Origin of the sequence: Rohdeia mirabilis (assembly GCA_007750655.1) — a bacterium.
Taxonomy (GTDB): Bacteria; Planctomycetota; UBA1135; order UBA1135.
Window position 1 is genome coordinate 1,936,340 of the sequence record CP036290.1, and the last position, 18,527, is coordinate 1,954,866.

The following is an 18,527-nucleotide window of genomic DNA, read 5'->3' on the forward strand; positions in this document are numbered from 1 at the left end:
TGCTGCTTCGAGCGAGCAGTCGATCGGACGTCTACCGGTCGCGACCCAATCGATCGCTGGCGCGGCGGCGCGCGTCCTCGAGCGCGTTCGACAGGGTGCCCCTGGGGGCGTCCTCGGGCGCGTGCGACGGGCGCGGAGACGACTCGCTCGCAGGTTCCGCTTCGCCCTCGCGGGCCGCATCGTGCGGCTGTTCGCTCCGCGCCTCGAGCCCCGCGGACAGGTCGCCGGGCGTGCGCTCCGGCGAAACGGCCGGGGTCCCTCGTCGGCGCCCGCGTCCCGACCGCACCGCCTGCGTCGCGCGCTCGGCGCCGGTCGCCCCCCGTTCAGGTTCGAGGGGAGCTCCGCTGCGGAACGGGCGCGTGAGGGCGCGGACGACGTTCCGACGTACGGCCAGCAGCGCGCTCGCGACCGCGCCCCACAGGGCGAGGCGCCTGAACGCGATCTCGAGCAGGAGCAGGAGCAGCGCGGCCAGCACCAACTCGTGGACGATCGGTCGCGAACCGAGGTCGCCGCGCGAGCCTTCGAACAGTTCCGCGGCGCTGGCGAGCACCTGTCCGCCGCTGTCCTGGGCCAGTCGCCGCAGCAGTCGATCGGGCGACACCGTTCCGACGACCTCGGCGAACTCGGGGCTGTAGGGGAGGCTGACGGGCGGCAGCTGGAACGCGCTCCCGTCGGGCAGCGTGACGGTGGCGATCGCCGTGCCCGAGCGCGCCAGTTCGGTGGTGGCTTCGAACGTGCTCGCGTCCGTGCGTTCGAACGTGAGCGCGCGCGTCGAGCCGTCCGGCAGCAGCGCGGAGGCGGTCAGTCGGCCGAGCTGCGCAGGGATCGGGGCGTCGCGATCGACCTCGATGCGGAAGGCCGCGCGAGCCCCGTCGCGCTCGACGCTCGCGAACAGACCACCGGGCTCCTCCGTCCCGATGAGCCAACGCACGAGGCCCGTGGCGAAGCCCGAGAACGAGTCCCAGTCGACGAGCGAGCCGCCGAACTCGCCGCCGATCTGACCGGTGTAGGCCGCGGCGCGACCGAGTCCGCGGTACGCGAACGCCAGGACCGGTGCGCGGTACTCGTCGGTCGTGATCACCGCGGCGGTCGCCTCGGGCCGCAGGTAGGTGAGGTTGTAGCCGCCGAGGGCCGGGAAGGTGCCCGTCGGCAGGTCGCCGAGCCCCAGCAGGCCCGGGCGCGACTCGGTACCGGTGACTTCTTCGATGAAGTTCGAGCGCGCCACGAGCAACGTGTCCTGCGCGAACAGTCGCGGCAGGTCCGTCGGACTGGTCGTGAACGACACCGTTCCTTCGCCCGCCAGCGCGACGGCGCGCAGGAACGCGGCGTCCTGGTCCGAGTCCGTTCCCAGTGCGATGACCGAACAACTGACGCCGGCTCCGCGCGCTTCGGTGAGCAGCTCGATGCAGCCTTCCTTCTGTTCGGAGTCCGCGGCGTCGGCGAACAGGATGATGTGCTTCGTGAGCCGCGGGTCGTCCGCGAACTGGCGGATCGCCTCCTCGAGCCCGACGCGGCAGAAGATGCCGCCGCCGGACGACGCGATCGTGCGGACCCTCGAGAGGAGGGCGCTGCGGCTCGTGTCGAGCCCGGACTGTTCGAAGACGACGTGCGGAGCGCTGTCCACCGCGATCACGGAGACGGAATCGATGTCGCCGAGCGTCTCGATCGCGGCCGCGGCTCCGGCGTTCGCGAGATCCATCTTCGAGCGCACGCCGTCGACCGGCGCCGACATCGACCCCGAGCGGTCCATCACGATCGACATCGCGACCGCCTGCTTGCGGTGCTCCTGACGCAGTTCGAGCGAGATCGGCAGGAGCGGATCGAGCGGCGACCGGTAGTAGCCACCGCGTCCGAACGACGCGCGCCCGCCCGTGACCAGCAGTCCGCCGCCGCGCCGCTCGACGAAGTCGACCAGAGCGGTCATGCCGCCCTCGCCCAGTCGCCCCGCGTCGATGTTCTCGAGGACGACGCCGCGGTAGGTGGTGAGCGCGAGCGGCGTCAGTCGCAGATCCTCGGGCGCACGCACGTCGACGCGTACGCCGCGCTCGGTCAACGCCTGGGCGAGGGTCGACGGTCCGCCGGCTTCGTTGAGCACGAGCACGCGCGCCGCCCCGCGCACGAGGACGGCGCCGACGCCGCGGTTGTTCTCGGGCGTGGCGTCGCCCTGCGCTTCGAGTTCGACGGCGTACTCGGCGACACCACCGCGTTCCAGCACGTCGCGGAAGACGAGGCGGTTGAGGCCAGGTTCGAAGAGACGCTCGCCCGAGGAGAGCACCACGTCGCCGCGCGTCAACTTGAACTGGCTGGAGACGGCGCGCGACGCACGCACCCAGACCGAGAACTGGTACGGCTCGCCCTCGCCGATGGTCTCGGGCAGTTCGATGCGATCGACCGACAGATCGACCGACGAGGCGCGCGGGCTCGGGCGGACATCGATGGCCACACCGCGCGCGAGGCTCCGCTGGGCGAGTCCTTCGGGAATCGCTCCCGTCGCCGCTCCGTCGGAGAGCACGAGGATCGAGGCCGGACGTCCGCGCGGAACGAGGCCGAGAGCCAGGTCGAGCGCGCCGGCGAGGTCGGACCCGTCGGGGTCGATCTGGGCGCGGAAGCCGTCGAAGGCCGCGTCCTCCGACGGCGCGCGTTCGACGATCACGTTGGCGCCGAACGACACCACCGCCAGTCGGTCGCCGTCGCGCCGCTCGGACTCGGCCAGACGCAGGAGTTCCTCGGCGCTCTCGAGACTGTCCGCGGGCATCGAGCGCGAGCGATCCACGACCACGATCAGGTCGCGACCGGGACGACCGACGGGGAGGAACGCGCCGGCGAGCGCGGCCACGAGGCACACGAAGGCGAGCGCGCGCACGATGCGCGCACCGAGCGGGGTCGGCCGCGTGCGCCACCACAGCCACGCGAGCGGGAGGGCGAAGAGGAGCGCGGCGGGTTGGAGGAAGCCCATGGTCAGACGCTCTCCCTGCGACGGCCGAGGATCCAGTGGTCGAGCGCCACGAGGCCGAGGGCGGCGAGGATCAAGAGCCACTCGAGCCGACTCGATCCGCCGCCGACCGAGCCTGCACGCGCGGCGTCGGCCCCAAGGGTCGAACTTTCGTCGGTCGCGAGCGCGCGCAGGTCGGACTCGCTCGGATCCGCGAAACTGACGCCGATGCGCGCCGCGTGCCGTCCGTCGCTCGTGAGCTCGTAGAGGCCCGGGAGCGTGAGTTCCTCGAAGTACAGCTCGCGTCCGCCCGCGCGCTCGAACCGACCGCTGGGACCTTCGAGCACCCAAGGCAGCGGCCGCGGCGCGCCGACCCACAGTGGTTCGCCGAGGACCAGATTCACCGCGCGCGGACCCGGCAGTGCAGCCCGGCGCCACTCGACCAAATTGGCGAGCAGGATCGGCCAATCGGGCGAGCGCGTGAACGTGCCGCCCTGAAGATCCGCGTTCAGAGTGATCTCGATGCCGTCGAACGCGCGGCGCTCGACGATCAGCGGGATGTTGCCCGCCGACGCGATCGCCGATCCGGGCAGGCTCGCTTCCGCGTCGCCGACCCACGCCACTTCGCGCAGTTCCACACCGCGCAGCAACGGGTGGCGACGTTCGACGAGGAACGGACCCAACCAGGCGGTGGGGGTCGCGGGCGGGCGCGCGCGCAGGACCCAGGTCGAAGCACTGGGACGGTCGCTGCCGCTGCCGTCGAGGTCGAGCACCAGATCGGCCTCGCCGGCGGTCGCGACCAGTTCGACCGCCGGTGCGACGCGCTCGATCCGCGCCGCGCGCCGTCCGTCGGGACCGGTGAGCAGCGTCGCCGCGAGGACGCCGTCCGATCCGCGCACCACGGCGTGCACGGGCCGCGGAGCGCTGGGTGCGAGGAACGCCACGTCGTCCAGGGCGAGGGCGTCGTGGGGACGGCTGTCGAGAGCACCGAGCGTCTCGTCCGCGACCAGCCGCAGCCGCAGGGCGGTGCCCGGAGCGTCGAGTTCGAACGCGACCGTGCGCTCACCACCCGCCGCGATCGTCGGTGCTTCGCTCGCGAGGCTGCGTCCGTCGTCCGCGTCCTCGACGACGAGCACGACGCGGCGCTCGGCCGCGCCGTAGTTGGCGAGCGTGACGTCGACGCGCTCGCGGCCGCGTTCGGCGTCGCTCGCGGCACGGAGGACGCGCACGATCGCCGCGTTCTCGAGCGGCACCCCGAACGCGTGGGTCAGAACGCCGCTGCCGGTCGCGGTGGTGCCGTCGGTCACGAGCAGGACCGCGGCATCACCGGCGAGACCGCGTGCGAGATCCAGTGCCGGCCCGAGCGGATGGCTGGCCGCGCCCGGTTCGAAGTCGAGCACGGCGGCCAGCGCTTCGTCGCGCCAGGCGGCCGGACCGGCGAGCGTGCGCGGTGTCGGACCGCTGGCGATCAGGGTCACGCGCGCGCGCGCCGGAAGAGCCCCGAGTTCGCGCAGGACGAAGGTGCGACCGCGATCCCAGGCGCTGGCGCCGGATCCGTCGACCGCGACCATCGAAGCCGACCCGTCGAGCACGACGACGCGGTGGGGAACCTCGCTCTCGAACAGCCGCGGGCCGGACAGCGCCAGCGCGGCCAGCAGCGCCGCCAGGACCTCGCACCAGAAGCTGGGGCTGCGCGTCAACGGCTGGCGCGTGCGTCCTGACACCGGCGCGTCGGCGAACTCCTCCCACAAGAACAACGCGCCCACGGCCAGGGGCGCGTAGCGGCGGCGGTAGAGGTGCAGCCCGACGACCGCCGGGACGGCGAGCAGGGCGAGGAGTCCGAAGGGGTTCGAGAACATGCGCGGGGCGGCGAGTGCGGCGATGCGCACCAGTCGGTCGATTGTCCGCGCAATCGGGACCGAGTGCGAGCGCGCGTACCACTGGGTCCCGCGATGTGGTCCCGCGACGCGCCCCCTCGATGTGGCCCCGAGCTCGCCCGTGTCCGCGCCCCGCACACCCGCGGTCGCGACGCACGCGCGGACCGCGAGGGGAGCCGCCGTCGAGTGGGCCCGTGGCCGACCGCGGCTCGAACGCCGTGGCCGGCCATCGCCCTCGGGGTCAGGAGGCGGCCAACGCCTCGGCGCCGGCGACCTCCTCGACGCTCGGGCAGGTGCAGATCAGGTTCTTGTCGCCGTAGCCGTTGTCGATGCGCGTGACCGTCGGCCAGAACTTGAAGTCGCGCGTCCAGGGCGCGGGCCAGGCCGCCTGCTCGCGGCTGTAGGGCCGGTCCCAGTCGTCGCTCGTCACCTGGGCGGCCGTGTGGGGGGCGCGGGTGAGCGGGTTGTTCTCCCGTTCGAGGCGTCCTTCCTCGATCGCCGCGATCTCACCGCGGATGGCGATCAGCGCGTCGCAGAAGCGATCGAGCTCGGCCTTCGGCTCGCTCTCGGTCGGTTCGATCATGACGGTACCGATGACCGGCCAGCTCATGGTCGGCGCGTGGAAGCCGAAGTCCATCAGGCGCTTCGCCACGTCCTCGGCACTGATGCCGGCGCTCTTCTCGAACGGACGCAGGTCGAGGATGAACTCGTGCGCGCTGCGACCGCTGCGTCCGCGGTAGAGCACCGAGTAGTGCGTCTCGAGGCGCTTGGCCATGTAGTTCGCGGACAGGATCGCAACCTCGGTGGCCTCGCGCAGACCGACCGCGCCCATCATCGCGATGTAGGCGTAGGAGATCGGGAGGATGCCGGAGCTGCCGAACGGCGCGGCACTGACGGCACCTTCCGCACGACCGACCTCGGACGTGTAGGCGCGGTGTCCCGGCAGGTGCGGGCGCAGGTGTTCCTGGGCCGCGATCGGCCCGACGCCCGGACCGCCGCCGCCGTGCGGGATGCAGAAGGTCTTGTGCAGGTTGAGGTGGCACACGTCCGCACCGAAGTCACCGGGGCGACAGAGGCCGACCAGCGCGTTCATGTTCGCGCCGTCGAGATAGACCTGTCCGCCGTGCTGGTGCACCACGGCACAGACCTCGGCCACGTGGTCCTCGAAGACGCCGTGCGTCGACGGGTACGTGATCATCAGCGCGCCGAGTTCGGCCGAGTGCTTCTCGGCCTTGGCGGTCAGGTCGGCCAGGTCGATGTTGCCGCGTTCGTCGCACTTGACCGCGACCACGCGCATGCCGGCCATGACCGCGCTGGCGGGGTTGGTGCCGTGGGCCGAGGTCGGGATCAGACACACGCGGCGCTGTTCATCGCCGTTGGCGCGGTGATAGCCGCGAATCGCCATCAGGCCGGCGTACTCGCCCTGGCTCCCCGCGTTGGGCTGCAGGCTGACGGCCGGAAGACCCGTGATCTCGGCCAGTGCGCGGCAGAGGCGCTCGATCAGCTCGAGATAGCCGGCGGCGCGCGACGGCGGAGCGAAGGGGTGCAGGTCGCAGAAGCCCGACCACGTGACCGGGATCATCTCGGTCGTGGCGTTGAGCTTCATCGTGCACGAGCCGAGCGCGATCATCGAGTGCACCAGCGACAGGTCGCGGGACTCGAGACGCTTCAGGTAGCGCAGCATCGCGTGCTCGCTCGTGTGCTCGAGGAAGGCGGGCTGTTGCAGAAAGTCGCTGGTGCGCGTGTGCGCCGGACCGAAGCTCTGCTCGGCGTCGGCGCGAGCGCGGACCTCGTCGGGCGTCGTGTGCACGCCGAGCGCGGCGAGGAGCGCGACGACCTCGTCCGCGTCGGTCCGCTCGTCGAGCGAGATACCGAACGTGTCCGCGTCGATGGGGCGCAGTTCGAAGCCGGCGTCCGCCGCGCGCGCGACGGCCTCCGTGGCCTTGAACGAGCCGAAGCCGACGCGCAGGGTGTCGAACACGCCGTTCGCCGGCTGCTCGAGTTGCCAACCCGCGTCGTGCAGGAGCCCGGCGAGCGCGACGGTGTAGCCGTGCACCCGTCGAGCGATGCGCACGAGGCCCGCCGCGCCGTGGTAGGCGGCGTAGAAGCCCGCCATGTTGGCGAGCAGGACCTGCGCCGTGCAGATGTTGCTCGTGGCCTTGTCGCGGCGAATGTGCTGCTCGCGCGTCTGCATCGCCATGCGCAGCGCCGGCCCGCCGTCGGCGTCCTTCGAGAGGCCGATGATGCGTCCGGGCATCGAGCGCTTGTAGGTCTCCTTCGTCGCGAGGAAGCCGGCGTGCGGACCGCCGAAGCCCATCGGCACGCCGAAGCGTTGGGCGGATCCGACGGCCGCGTCCGCGCCCCAGGCGCCGGGTTCACGCAGGAGCGTCAGAGCCAACAGGTCGGTGGCGCAGACCACGCCCGCCTTCGAGGCGTGCGCACGTTCGGCGAGCGCGGCGAAGTCGTCGACGCGCCCGAATGTGTCCGGGTACTGGACCAGGACGGCGGCGGTCGCCTCGGCGGCGAAGTCGTGGGCGAACACGTCGGCCACGCGCACCTCGATGTCCATCGCCTTCGCGCGCGTCTCGAGCACGTCGATCGTCTGCGGGTGCACGCGGTCGCTGACGATCCACAGGCGCGACTTCGAACCGGCTCCGACCATGTGCATCGCTTCGGCCGCGGCGGTGCCCTCGTCGAGCAGGGACGCGCCGGCGAGCGGCAGACCCGTCAGGTCCGAGACCATGGTCTGGAAGTTGAACAACGCCTCGAGCCGACCCTGCGCGATCTCGGCCTGGTAGGGCGTGTACTGCGTGTACCAGGACGGATTCTCGAGCACGTTGCGCTGGATGACGCCGGGCACGAGGCAGCCGTAGTAGCCCGTCCCGATCAGCGCGCGGCGCACGTCGTTCTTCGCGGCCAGCTCGGCCATGTCGCGCAGGACCGCGTTCTCGCCCACGGGGGCGGGCAGGTCGAGTTCGCGGCCGAGGCGAATGGCGGGCGGCACGGTCTCGTCGATCAACGCCGCCATCGACGGGACTCCGACGGTCGCCAGCATGGCCGCGATCTCGTCGGGAGTCGGGCCAATGTGGCGCGGAGCGAAGGGGTCGAGCGGGCCAGAGGTGGTCGTGCGGTGGGTCATCGCAGGGCGCGGTGGGGGGCGTCGGGCACTCGGCCCAGGACTTTCGGGGGCTCAGAGGATGGAACCTTGGCGGCTCGCCGTCGAGTGGCGGGAGGCCGATCCGACCCAGGTTCCCGTCGCTCGCCGTGGACCGACCCGGGGTGGGCTCGCAGGTCGACCCGCCGTTGTTGCCTCGCACCGGTCGCGCGGCGGGCGGTCGCGAGCGGGCGGACCCGCGGCACGGGGTCGGTCGGCGGGTCGGTGGGGGCTCGCTCGGTGAGTCCCGCGCTCGGGGACGGAGCTCCGGGCGCCTTGGGCTCGCCCGCTCGCTGGTCGATCGACCCGGTCGGAGGCTCCCGCGCGGACCCTCGCACCCGGTCCCACACCACCATGCAGCAGCACTCCCGCATCACCGTCGTCACGTTCGGCTTCAAGTACGGACCGCCGCCGACGAACCACTACTTCGACGTCAGCTTCCTCTCGAACCCCGCCCGCGACCCGCGCTGGGGGCTGTTCAGTCGACCGGACGAACAGATGCGCGACTTCGTGATGGCTCAGCCCGCGGCGCGCGACTTCATCGCCAGCGCCGTGCCGCTGATCGCGTTCCTGTCCGGCCAGGACGACGACCTGCGGATCGGTCTGGGCTGCAACGCCGGTCGCCACCGCTCGGTGCTGCTCGCCGAAGCCCTGTGCCTCGAGCTCGCGCGCCTCGGCCACGAGGTGCACGTCGTCCACCGCGAACGCGACTTCGACGCTCAGGGAGACGTCGTGCGGGCCGCGCCCGAGTTCCTGCGCCGCGCCGCCTGATCCCAATCGTCCTCCGCCTGGCGAACCCGCTCACCGCGCCCCGCCGGCACCGCTCGTCCCGACCATGCAGAACCCGCCCCGCATCTGTGCCCTCATCGCGTCCCGCAACCGTCCCGACCTCGTGGACGACATGGTGGCGCGGCTCTCCCGCAGCACCGCCTACGACATCGACTTCGTCGTGGTCGAGTGCGGAACGGATCCGAGCAAGCTCTCGAAGCACTCGAGCCTGTGGTACTCGGACGAGGACTTCCGCGGCAAGTGCTACGGACACAACCTGGCCCTGGCGGAAGCTCGCCAACGCGCGACCCAGTCCGGTCGCGAGTACGACTACTACTGGGTCCTGATGAACGACGTGGTCTTCGAGGACGGCGTCGACGCGGCCAAGATCCTCGTCGACACGCTGGAGCGCGAGCCGCGGATGGCGATCTGTTCGCCGACCAACGTCGACGGCCAGTACCCCGGTTGCGCGCCGCGGGCCCGCGGAGGCTTCCGCACGGTCACGACCTGCGACTACCTGGGGTTCATGCTGCGCGCGGAGGCCGCCGACGAGGTCGGTTTCCTGAACCCCGCCTTCCGCTACTGCTGGGGCGCGATCCACGAGCTCAGCTACAAGCTCTACAGCGCCGGCTGGTCCGTGGCCTACAGCGACGACGTGGCCTACCGTCACCTGGGCGGCACGACCTACGGCGCGCCCGGGACCGCGACCATCGGTCGCGAGGAGTACCAGCACTTCGCGCGCGCCTTCGCGAACGATTACTTCGTGCGGAACTACGGAGCCGACTGGCACGTGCGGTTCTTCGCCGCGGCGAGCCGTGGTCACGAGATCGAGATCGACACCTTCGCGTTGCACCGCGAGCTGTGGAGCAACGGTGCCTTCCGCGCCGACGCGAGCAGCGCGCCCGAGTCCGCGTCCGAGTGCTTCCTGCTGCCGCCGGACGAACGCACGGCCGACGGTCGCGAGCGCGTGCGCCTGCACCTGGGCTGCGGTCGCGACCTGCGTCCCGGATGGATCAACGTCGACACCAGCGACGCGGTGGGGGCCGATCTGGTCGCCGACGTCACCGACCTGGTCGGGATCGCGGACGCTTCGGTCGACGTGATCGAGGCCAACCACCTGTTCGAGCACCTGACGCGCGACCAGGCCCTCGCCGCCCTGCGCGAGTGGCGCCGCGTGCTGCGCGGCGACGGCGAGCTGTACCTCGAACTGCCCGACCTCGAGGCCTGCATCCGCATCCTCGGCAAGCACACCGACGACCGCGGCTACGACCTGGGTCTGACCGGCATGTACGGCTGGGGTCCCGACATCGCGGCCGACGGCGTGCCGCAGATGCACAAGTGGGGCTGGACGCGCGAAGCCCTGACCGAAGCGCTCGTCGAGGCCGGCTTCGGCGCAGTCGACTTCGGACCGATCACTCAGAGCTGGCGACCCGCCGCCCGCTACGGCCGCGACATGCGCGTGCGCGCTCGCGTGGCCGCCGCCGTTCCCAGGAGTCGCGTCGACGCTCCGCCGTCGCTCGCTCCCGCACCCGTCCAAGACTTCGCCGGCTCCGGCCCGCTCGGGACCCTGGGTTCGAGTGCGCGCAGCGGTCGATCCTCCGATTCCGACGCGCCCGACGGCGCCAACTCGAACTCCTCCATGCTGCACACGAACCCGTCCAACGTCTCGCGCCCGAGCGCTTCGAACTCGAACGCTTCGGCCTCGAGCGCCGCGCCGATGTCCGACACCGTCGCGCTCTTCGCCTGGCCCGACTACTCCGTCGCCGGCGAGCTCGACTACCTGTTCGGCGAGTTCGCGCTCAACCTGCTCGGTCGCGGAGCACTGATGCTGCGCTACCAAGCGGCGCTCGACGGTCCGCGCGACCAGGTGATCGCGCGCCTCGACGCCGCCTGTGCTCGCGTCCTCGGCGACCGCGCCTTCGACGTGATCCTGATCGACCAGGAGTTCGACGCGGTCGGCTGGCAGCGACTGGGCGAGATGACCACCGCGGTCGTCGTCCTGCCGTCCGCCCAGAACGAGGTTCGCCGCCACGCCCTGGCCAGCGTCCGCTCGCGGCTCGTGTCGCGCTTCGACCAGCTCGTCGCGCCGCAGGAGTCGGCGCGCGCGGCCTGAGCCGGACCGGTCACCGGTTCGCGACGCCGGGCACGGCCCGGGGCCTCAGGCGCTCTTCGCGCGCCGCACCTCGCGCACCCGCGCGGGGATACCGACCGCGATCGCGCCGGCCGGGACGTCGCACAGGACCACCGCGTTCGCGCCGATCCTGGCGTGCGCGCCGATGCGCACCGGACCCAGGATCTTCGCGCCCGCACCCACGTCCACGTGGCCCTCGAGCACCGGCGCGCCGTCCAGGCCGTCGCGCGTCCCGATCGTCACGCCCTGGAAGAGGAGGCAGTTGGGGCCGACCTCGGCGTCCGGGTGCAGAACGATGCCGAGCGCGTGGGGCAGGACGAGTCCGCCACCCAGCCGCGCGTCGAGCGGCAGGTCGCAGCCGGTGACCGCCGACCACAGCCGGTGGCGCAGGACGCACAGCTTGCGCACGATCGGCGCCAGCGGACCGCGCGCGTTCTGGTAGCCGCGGATCGCCGCCAGGAGGCGCTTGCCCGGGTCGTAGCGCCCGGGTTCGGGGCGCTCGCGGGACCAGTCCGGCTCGCTGGCCGAGACCGCGTCCGCGTTCGGACCGGTGCGCGGGTTCTCCGCCGCTTCTTCGTCGAGTGCCATGGGGAAAGGGGACGACAGCGCCGCGTCCGGCGTCGGCTCCTCATCGGTCCGAACCGCCCCCGGGTCTTGAGCCCGCTTCCGGTGAGCGGGCAGAGCGGCGCTTCCCTCCTCTGTTGGGTACCGCTGGGTCGGCGCGCCCGCCGATAGGATCCACCCCGTCCATGGACCAGTCCCTCCCCAGCAGCGACCCGAGCGGAGCCGAAGCGCTCCCCGTGCCCGAGCCGATCCTCGAGGTCGCGGGCCTCTCGAAGTCCTACGGCGAGAACTGGGCGGTGAAGGGCATTTCGCTGGTGCTGCGTCCGGGCGAGGTCCTGGGGCTCGTGGGGCCGAACGGAGCGGGCAAGACCACCACGCTGCGCACGATCGCGGGCGTCCTGCCGATCGAGAGCGGCACGGTCCGCATCGCCGGACACGACCTCGAACGCGACGAACTCGAGGCCAAGCGCCACCTGGCCTGGGTCCCCGATCAACCGACGCCGTTCGACGCGCTGACCGTCTGGGAACACCTCGAGTTCACGGCCGCGCTGTACCGCGTGGCGAACTGGAAGGAGCGCGCGCTCGAGCTGCTCGAGACCTTCGAACTCGCGGGGCGCCGCGACGCGCTCGGCGGCGAACTGTCGCGCGGCATGTGCCAGAAGCTCGCGCTGTGCACGGCGCTCCTGCACGAGCCGCGGCTGCTGCTGCTCGACGAACCGCTCTCCGGTCTCGATCCCGTCGGCATCCGCGCCGCCAAGCGCGCCGTCTTCGACCTGGCGGCGCGCGGTGGGGCGGTCGTACTGTCGAGCCACCTGCTCGGCGTCGTGCAGGAGTTGAGTTCACGCCTCGCCATCGTGCGCGGCGGGCGCGTGCTGTTCGACGGGCACCTCGACGACGCGCGCCGGGCGGCGAGCGCCGGTGCGGACTCGGACCTCGAAGCGGTCTTCTTCGCCGTCACCGATGGCGCGGGTCTCGACCAGGACGCGGCGCCGATCGTGGACGCCGCGCTGGCGCCGATCGATGCGGACGGCCGGCCGCGGAACGACGCGCCCGACGACGCCGTGTCGCGCGCGAGCGAGGTCGAACGTTGAACCCCGGCCCGGCACCGGGAGCCGCGTCCGCCCGACTTCCGCGTGCCGCACTCGCTCCGCGTGGGCCCGTCCTCACGCGGCTCGCCCTGCTCAAGCTGCGCGGCGTGGTGCGCAAGCAGCTGCGCCGGCTGCGCACGCCCACGGGCATCCTCTTCGCCTTCGTCGGCGTGGGGCTCGCGGCCTCGTGGATCGTGTCGCTGTCGTTCGGTGCGATGGCCGCCGGAAGCCACGGCGCGCCCGTTCCGCAGCCACACCTCGTGCGCCTGCTCCTGTTCATGTTCCTGGTCGTGAACGTGTTCGCCCACCTGGGACAACGCGGCCTCTACCTCCAGCCGGCGGAACTCGACCTTCTGCTGTCCGCGCCGGTGTCGCGCGCGCGCATCCTCGGTCACCGCCTCATGTGCGCGTTCGGTCGGGCGACGGCGGGCGCGGTGCTGCTCGGAGCGGCCGCGTCGTTCCGAGTTCCGACCGCGACCGGTGCCTTCCTCGGCGCGCTGTGCCTGACCGTCGGCCTGACGCTCCTCGGCCAGGGCGTGTCGCTCGCGGCGGCCCAGGTCGAGCGTTGGGTCCCGCTGCGCCTGCTCGACGTGGCCGGCAAGATCGGCGTCGCCCTCGTCGCGGCGGCTTTCGTGGCCCTGGCCCTCGCGCCGCCGTCGTTCGACGACCTGAACCTGCTCGAGCTGGCGCAGTCGCCCGTCCTCGGAGTCCTGACCTGGCCGCTCGAACCGCTCGTCGCGACGTTCCTGGCGGCGACGCCGGGGGCCGCGCTCTCGAACGGTCTGCCGCTCCTGGGGCTGATGGCGGTCTTCTTCGAGCTCCTGCGGCGCTGGTCGTTCGACTGGCGCGAAGTGGCCGTCACGACGTCGGGCCGACTCGGTGCACGGATCGCGCGCGCGCGCCGTCTCGGCACCGGCGCGAGCGCCGCCAACGTGTCGCGCTGGGCCGCGCGGCGTCGGATTCCGTGGGTGGTCGGTCGCGGACCGCTGGGAGCCGTGTTCTGGCGCAAGAGCGCGTCGATCCTGCGGCGCGCGCGCGTCACGCTCTTGTTCGCCGGTCTGACGCTCGCGCTGGGCGTCGGCGGACTCCTGGCGGTGACGCGCGAGTTCGAGCACGACACGGGCTGGGCCGCGTCCCTCCTGATCGTCTTCGGCAGCGTCTACCTGACCGGCGGTCTGCGCTTCGACCTGCGCGAGGACCTGGATCGCATCGAGGAGCTGAAGGCCTGGCCGCTGTCGTCGCGGCGCCTCTTCCTCGCGCTGCTGGTGCCCCAGATCACCGTCGTCGGCGGCTTCCTGGCCCTGGGCTGCGTGATCCTGACCGTGGTGGGTGGGGGCGGCCCGATCCCGCTCGCCTGCGCGCTGGCCTTCCTGCCCGTCTTCCTGACCGGCTGGGTCGCGACCGACAACCTCTTCTTCCTCCTGTGGCCCGTCCGGATCGTGCCGGGCGCCGACGGGATGCTCCAGGACGTGGGGCGGACCTCGATCCTCTTCCTGTGCCGCGGCGTCGTGGCCGGGGGCGTCCTGGCGCTCTCCGCGCTCCTCGGATGGGGGGCGTTCCGGCTCAGTGCGGGCAGCGGTCTGGGCGAGGACCTGCGCCTGCTGCTGGCCACGCCGGCGGTCCTCGCCGGGCTCGGGGTCTGGGCGGCGGTCGCCCTGCGTCTCGGAGGACGCGCGCTCGCTCGCTTCGACCCGTCGCGACTGGAGTCCTGACGGTCGGGCGGATAGCGTTTGCGCCCCGAACAGCGAGCGAGCCGGGGGGAGGGGTCCCCGAGCCGTCCCGCTCGCTTCAAAGGTTCGAGGGAGCACTTCAGTTCGCGCATGACATTCAGTTCGAGCACGACACGGCGATCGACGCTGCGCCCGGCCATGGCGATCGTGGCCCTCGTCCTGTGGATCGGGGCGGCGCCCGCGGCGTGGTGTCAGGACGGTGCGGACGGCGTGCGGCGTCTGGCGGAACGCCTGCTCGGTCAACGCGCGAGCGACGTGACGTTCGAACTGGCCAGCGGAACGCTCGGGGACGGGAACGACTCGTTCGCCGTGCTCGAGGTCGAGGACACGACGCGCATCTACGGCGAGTCCACGTCGGCCCTCGCGCGCGGCCTCTTCGAGTACCTGCGGCGCGACGTGTCGGCCCTGCCGTCCTGGTGGTCGGGGACGGCGCTGCAGAGCGCGGCGCGCGCCGGCGACGCGCTGCCGGCCGCGACCCCTTCGAAGGGCGGATCGGCCTACCAGCTGCGGCTGTACCTCGAGCCCGAGGCCTTCGCCTACGCCGGAGCCTTCTGGGACGCCGCGCGACTCGAGCGCGAGGTCGACCTCGCGGCTCTGCGCGGCTTCAACGCGATCACGCTGCCGCTCGGACGCGATCTCGTCATGACCGAGGTGTACAAGCGCCTCGGACTCGAGCCCCAGGTCTACACGACCTGGTCCGTGGGCGCCGCCTTCCGAGCGTTCGGTTGGTGCGGCGAAGCGGTCGGCTGGATGGGGCCGCAATCCTTGACGTTCGCCGAGGCCGACGCGGCCCTTGCGCGCCGCGCCGTCGGACGCATGCGCGACCTGGGCATCGAGCCCGTGCTGCCCGCCTTCACCGGCGTGCTGCCGGCCGGGTTCGCCGAACAGTTCCCCGGCGCGACGTTCCACGAACTGCCCGAGTGGGCGGGACTCGGGCGCTCCGTGCTGCTCGATGCCGCCGACCCGTTGTTCGATCGCCTGGCCGAGCTCTACTACGAGGAACAGGAGCGCGCGGTCGGCAAGAGCCGCCTCTACTTCGGTTCGCCGCTGGGCGAGAAGCGTCCGCCGCTCGACGACGTCGAGGGGCTGGCGCGCATGGCGGGCGGCGTCTCGCGCGCACTCGGCCTCCTGCGCCCGGAAGCGCGCTGGATCGTCAGCGCCTGGCCGTTCCGCTTCGACCGCGGCTTCTGGACCGACGCGCGCATCGCGGGCTTCCTCGGCGGCGCGCCGGTGGAGCAGGTGGTGCTGCTCGACAAGGTCGCGTCGACCGATCCGGTGTGGGAGCGCACCGACAGCTTCTTCGGCCGTCCGTTCCTGTGGGGCGTCACGCCGTCGTTCGGCGGTCGCCAGCGTCTGGGTGGACCGCTCGAACCGGTGGCGACGGAACTGCGGCGCGCCGCGTCCGAGTCCGAGACGCTGACGGGTTTCGCACTGGCCCACGAGAGCCCGGGCGTCGACCCGCTGCGCTTCGAGTACCTGTGCGACCAGCTCTGGACGAAGGAGTCCATCGACGCGGACGCCTGGATCGAGTCGTGGGTGCGCGCGCGCTACGGCGCCGCCGATCCGCGCGCCGTTCGCGCCTGGCGCCGCATCCTCGTCGCGGCCTACGGCGAGAACGTGGTCGACAGCGGACCGTCCGCCATCGTCGCCGCGCCGAGCACGTTCGCTCCGCCGCCGGTGCCCTACGACGCCGCCGCGCTGGTCGAGGCCTGGCGCGAACTCGTGGCCGTGGCCGAGGAGGGCGCGCCGCGTCCGGCCCTGGTCTTCGACCTCGTCGACATCGGGCGTCAGGTGCTCTCGAACGCGACCGTCGAACCGATCGGCGCGGCGCTCGACGCCTTCGCCGCTGGTGACGTCGAGGGTCTCGCAGCTCCGAGCGCGCGCACGCTCGCGGCCATGACGGATCTCGACGAACTGCTCGCGACGCACCCCGCGTTCCTGCTCGGAGCGTGGCTCCAGTCGGCCGGCGCGCGCGGCGGCGACGACGTGGAACGCGCGGCCATCGTCGCCGGTGCGCGCGCGCTCGTGACGCACTTCGGACCGATCGGCTCGTCCCTGCGCGACTGGGGCGGACGCGAGTGGGCCGGTCTCGTCGGCGCCTTCCACCGCGAGCGCTGGCGGCGCCTCTTCGAAGCCTTGGCGACGTCGGCCGGCTCGGGGACCGAGTTCGACGCGGCGGCGTTCGACGCGGGACTCGCCGCCTTCGAGCGCGAATGGGCCGCGCGCGCCAATCCGTACTCCGCGGTCCCGATGGGCGATCCCGTCGGAACGGCGCGCCGCCTCCTCGATCGGTGGGGACCGGAACTGAGTGCCGGTGCGACGCCGCCGGTCGAGTCCGGTCCTTCGCTCGTGGACGCGAGCACGCTGCCGCTCGCGCGCTGGCGCGTCGGCGACGACCGCGCGGTCGACGGTCCGCGCCTGGTGGCGGAGCTCGAGTTCGCCGCGTTCCTGCGCGAGTCGTTCGGCGTCGGTTTCGACCTCATCGAGTGGCGCGCCAGTGGTTGGGACGACGGTCAGAACGGCGGCGCGCGGGAAGCGGTCGTCTCGGCCCTCGCCACCACGCCCGGCGCCGTGCGCGACCTCGCCGCGCGGGCCGGAGCACGTCTGGCGCTCGTCAGTGGCGCGGACGGCTTCGGCGCGGACACCCAGGCCGAGCGCGCGCGCCGTCGCGAACTCGAACGCCTGGTCACGGATCTCGAACTGGGCGCGGTCGTGCTCGACGCGCGCCTCGGCGAACTGCGCGAGACGTCGCGCGCGGCGCTCATGCGCACGCTCCTCGCCCTGCGCGAACGCGCGAGCGATCTGCTGGTTCTCTCGCGCGGACTCGATCTCGGCGAGGCCGCACCGATCGCCGCCACGAGTCAGGTCGCGAGCGGTCCGTGGTTCGCCGCGCCGCGCTCGGCCGCGTTGCACGTGCACGGCGACGAACTGGCGCGCGGCCGCGCGGAGACGCGACTGAGCGAGACGCGCGGTGTGCCGGTGGACGGCCGTCAGGGTTGGGCCGACGCGCTGGTGTGGCAGGCCTTCGGTCTCGCTCCGCTGTTCGCCTTCGACGTCGGCGGCGCGCCGTGGTTGCTCGAGGACACCGACCTGGTGCGCTTCGCCAGGTTGCTCGAGCTCTTCGAGGAGAACCGCGCGCTGCTGGCCGAACCCGTCACGCTCGCCTCGTCGGCCTACGCGAGCGGCGCCGTCGCGCGCGGCAACACGCGGGCGCAGATCGTCGTCGTCCGCAACCTCGCCTTCGAGACGGTCACGGTCGAACTGCCGGTCGGGCCGGCGCTGGGGCTCGATCCCCAGTTGGCCTACGAAGCGCGGCAGTGGCACCCGAGCGAGCGCTACCTCGGGCGCGTGCCGTCGGGCGACTCCATCCCGATCACGGTGGCTCCGTTCGGTTGCGTGCTCATCGCGCTGTCGGCGGACGGCTTCGAGGACCCGATCGTCGAGGGCTCGGAACAGCTGTGGATCCCAGGGCCCGAAGGCACCGCGCGCCGCGTGGTCCTGTTCGGCGACCCCGGTGGCGAAGTGCGCATCAGGCTGCGCGGCGACGCGTCGGTGTTCGAGCGCGCGACCGTCGACGGCGTCGGTGTCGACGCGGTACTGGGCGGTGGCGAACTGCGCCTGCGCTTCCCCGGCGAGCCCGCCGATGCCGCGAGCGGCACGCGCGCGCTGGGAGCGTTCGAACTGGCCGACCTGCCGTCGAACTCGAGCGAGCTGGTCGGCGCCGCGCGCGCGTCGATCGGTTCCGGCTCGCCCTTCGCCGTCCTCGCCGAACGCGGCACCAGCGGGTTCGCCGAGGTCGAACGCACGCGGCGCCTGGTCCAGGCGGATCTCGAACGCCGCGGCGCGAGTGGAGCACCGATCGACGTCCTGCAGAACCAACCGCGTCACGCTCGGCGCCTGCGCGTCACGTTGCCCGACCACCTGCGCGCCGGCCAGTCGATCGCCGTCGCGGTCGAATGGGCCGAAGGTGGCACGCCGGGGACCTTGGCCGTCACCGCCCGCATCCCCGGGCGCGGGCTCGTCGGAGCCCGCTCGCGCTTCGGACCGCCCGGCGCGCCGACGTACGTCGTGGAGCTGCGCCCCGAGGACGCCGGTCGCGAGATCGACCTGTGGATCCTCGACGACTCGGCGGAGTCGGTCGGCATCGAGCGGGCGCGCGCCTGGCTGCGCGACGGTCCCGAGGTGCGCGCCGCGCGCACGCTCGTGCTCGAGTGAGTCCGAACGCGCCCCCGCGATCGGTCGTGGTGGAACGGCTCGGGTCCGCTCGAGGCTGCCACTAGGAT

General features: G+C 72.5%; 9 protein-coding genes. 5 read left to right on the forward strand and 4 right to left on the reverse strand.

Annotation, left to right across the window (positions count from 1 at the left end; translation table 11 throughout):
* Positions 1 to 31 precede the first annotated feature (31 nt).
* From Pla163_RS07280 to gcvP, 3 genes are all read right to left on the reverse strand, one after another.
* Positions 32 to 2,956 (reverse strand): VWA domain-containing protein, encoded by a 2,925-nt coding sequence (locus tag Pla163_RS07280; protein ID WP_145185798.1) that lies wholly within the window; start codon positions 2,954 to 2,956, stop codon positions 32 to 34.
* A gap of 2 nt (positions 2,957 to 2,958) precedes the next feature.
* A complete protein-coding gene (locus Pla163_RS07285) occupies positions 2,959 to 4,821 on the reverse strand; it encodes a VWA domain-containing protein (protein ID WP_145185801.1) in 1,863 nt (620 codons plus the stop codon).
* Positions 4,822 to 5,050: 229 nt separating this feature from the next.
* The gene (gene gcvP / locus Pla163_RS07290; RefSeq protein WP_145185805.1) at positions 5,051 to 7,948 is read right to left on the reverse strand and encodes an aminomethyl-transferring glycine dehydrogenase; all 2,898 of its coding nucleotides are present in this window, start codon (positions 7,946 to 7,948) and stop codon (positions 5,051 to 5,053) included.
* Between the two features lie 369 nt (positions 7,949 to 8,317).
* Here gcvP and Pla163_RS07295 point away from each other — a divergent pair, with 369 nt between their 5' ends.
* The gene (locus tag Pla163_RS07295; RefSeq protein WP_145185808.1) at positions 8,318 to 8,734 is read left to right on the forward strand and encodes a RapZ C-terminal domain-containing protein; all 417 of its coding nucleotides are present in this window, start codon (positions 8,318 to 8,320) and stop codon (positions 8,732 to 8,734) included.
* Between the two features lie 64 nt (positions 8,735 to 8,798).
* Complete coding sequence (locus Pla163_RS07300) at positions 8,799 to 10,844, forward strand: methyltransferase domain-containing protein (protein WP_145185811.1); 2,046 nt, start codon at positions 8,799 to 8,801, stop codon at positions 10,842 to 10,844.
* A 45-nt stretch (positions 10,845 to 10,889) separates the two neighbouring features.
* On the opposite strand, the gene Pla163_RS07305 is transcribed toward Pla163_RS07300, so the two are convergent.
* Positions 10,890 to 11,450 (reverse strand): serine O-acetyltransferase, encoded by a 561-nt coding sequence (locus Pla163_RS07305; RefSeq protein ID WP_145185815.1) that lies wholly within the window; start codon positions 11,448 to 11,450, stop codon positions 10,890 to 10,892.
* 161 nt (positions 11,451 to 11,611) lie between these two features.
* Here Pla163_RS07305 and Pla163_RS07310 point away from each other — a divergent pair, with 161 nt between their 5' ends.
* The 3 genes from Pla163_RS07310 (at position 11,612) to Pla163_RS07320 (ending at position 18,459) form a co-directional block, all read left to right on the forward strand.
* Positions 11,612 to 12,517 carry an ABC transporter ATP-binding protein gene (locus Pla163_RS07310; protein WP_145185818.1) on the forward strand — a complete coding sequence of 302 codons (906 nt, stop codon included), beginning with the start codon at positions 11,612 to 11,614 and terminating at the stop codon, positions 12,515 to 12,517.
* A complete protein-coding gene (locus tag Pla163_RS07315; protein ID WP_145185821.1) occupies positions 12,514 to 14,226 on the forward strand; it encodes a putative ABC exporter domain-containing protein in 1,713 nt (570 codons plus the stop codon). The genes Pla163_RS07310 and Pla163_RS07315 overlap by 4 nt, the downstream gene beginning before the upstream one ends.
* Before the next feature lie 108 nt (positions 14,227 to 14,334).
* Positions 14,335 to 18,459, forward strand: coding sequence for an alpha-N-acetylglucosaminidase TIM-barrel domain-containing protein (locus Pla163_RS07320; RefSeq protein WP_145185824.1), 4,125 nt, complete (start codon positions 14,335 to 14,337; stop codon positions 18,457 to 18,459).
* Positions 18,460 to 18,527: the final 68 nt, after the last annotated feature.